The sequence below is a fragment of the Streptomyces sp. NPDC057950 genome (assembly GCF_042887295.1).
GTDB lineage: Bacteria > Actinomycetota > Actinomycetes > Streptomycetales > Streptomycetaceae > Streptomyces > Streptomyces kaempferi.
In genome coordinates this window covers 1-1,415 of record NZ_JBHVPP010000054.1, presented here as the reverse complement: position 1 = coordinate 1,415, position 1,415 = coordinate 1, and the positions used below count along the sequence as shown (strand labels likewise).

The 1,415-nt window shown below is 56.3% G+C and carries 1 rRNA gene (running past one end of the window); it reads left to right on the top strand.

The annotated features are described in order from the left end of the window. Window positions 1–1,394, top strand: a 23S ribosomal RNA gene (locus tag ACFVTC_RS42700); it begins 1,796 nt to the left of the window's first position. The last annotated feature ends 21 nt before the right edge of the window (window positions 1,395–1,415 follow it).

Genomic DNA, 1,415 nt, shown 5'->3' with positions numbered 1-1,415 from the left:
GCTGAGACCTGATGCCGAGCCGATTGTGGTGAAGTGGATGATCCTATGCTGTCGAGAAAAGCCTCTAGCGAGTTTCATGGCGGCCCGTACCCTAAACCGACTCAGGTGGTCAGGTAGAGAATACCGAGGCGTTCGGGTGAACTATGGTTAAGGAACTCGGCAAAATGCCCCCGTAACTTCGGGAGAAGGGGGGCCATCACCGGTGATGAGTCTTGCACTCTGAGCTGGGGGTGGCCGCAGAGACCAGCGAGAAGCGACTGTTTACTAAAAACACAGGTCCGTGCGAAGCCGTAAGGCGATGTATACGGACTGACGCCTGCCCGGTGCTGGAACGTTAAGGGGACCGGTTAGTCACTCTTCGGGGTGGCGAAGCTGAGAACTTAAGCGCCAGTAAACGGCGGTGGTAACTATAACCATCCTAAGGTAGCGAAATTCCTTGTCGGGTAAGTTCCGACCTGCACGAATGGCGTAACGACTTCTCGACTGTCTCAACCATAGGCCCGGTGAAATTGCACTACGAGTAAAGATGCTCGTTTCGCGCAGCAGGACGGAAAGACCCCGGGACCTTTACTACAGTTTGATATTGGTGTTCGGTTCGGCTTGTGTAGGATAGCTGGGAGACTTTGAAGTCATGGCGCCAGCCATGGTGGAGTCGTCGTTGAAATACCAGTCTGGTCGTGCTGGATGTCTAACCTGGGTCCGTGATCCGGATCAGGGACAGTGTCTGATGGGTAGTTTAACTGGGGCGGTTGCCTCCTAAAGAGTAACGGAGGCGCCCAAAGGTTCCCTCAGCCTGGTTGGTAATCAGGTGTTGAGTGTAAGTGCACAAGGGAGCTTGACTGTGAGACCGACGGGTCGAGCAGGGACGAAAGTCGGGACTAGTGATCCGGCGGTGGCTTGTGGAAGCGCCGTCGCTCAACGGATAAAAGGTACCCCGGGGATAACAGGCTGATCTTCCCCAAGAGTCCATATCGACGGGATGGTTTGGCACCTCGATGTCGGCTCGTCGCATCCTGGGGCTGGAGTCGGTCCCAAGGGTTGGGCTGTTCGCCCATTAAAGCGGTACGCGAGCTGGGTTTAGAACGTCGTGAGACAGTTCGGTCCCTATCCGCTGTGCGCGTAGGAATATTGAGAAGGGCTGTCCCTAGTACGAGAGGACCGGGACGGACGAACCTCTGGTGTGCCAGTTGTCCTGCCAAGGGCATGGCTGGTTGGCTACGTTCGGGAGGGATAACCGCTGAAAGCATCTAAGCGGGAAGCCTGCTTCGAGATGAGTATTCCCACCCCCTTTGAGGGGTTAAGGCTCCCAGTAGACGACTGGGTTGATAGGCCGGATCTGGAAGGCGGGTAACCGCTGGAGGTGACCGGTACTAATAGGCCGAGGGCTTGTCCTCAGTTGCTCGCGTCCACTGTGT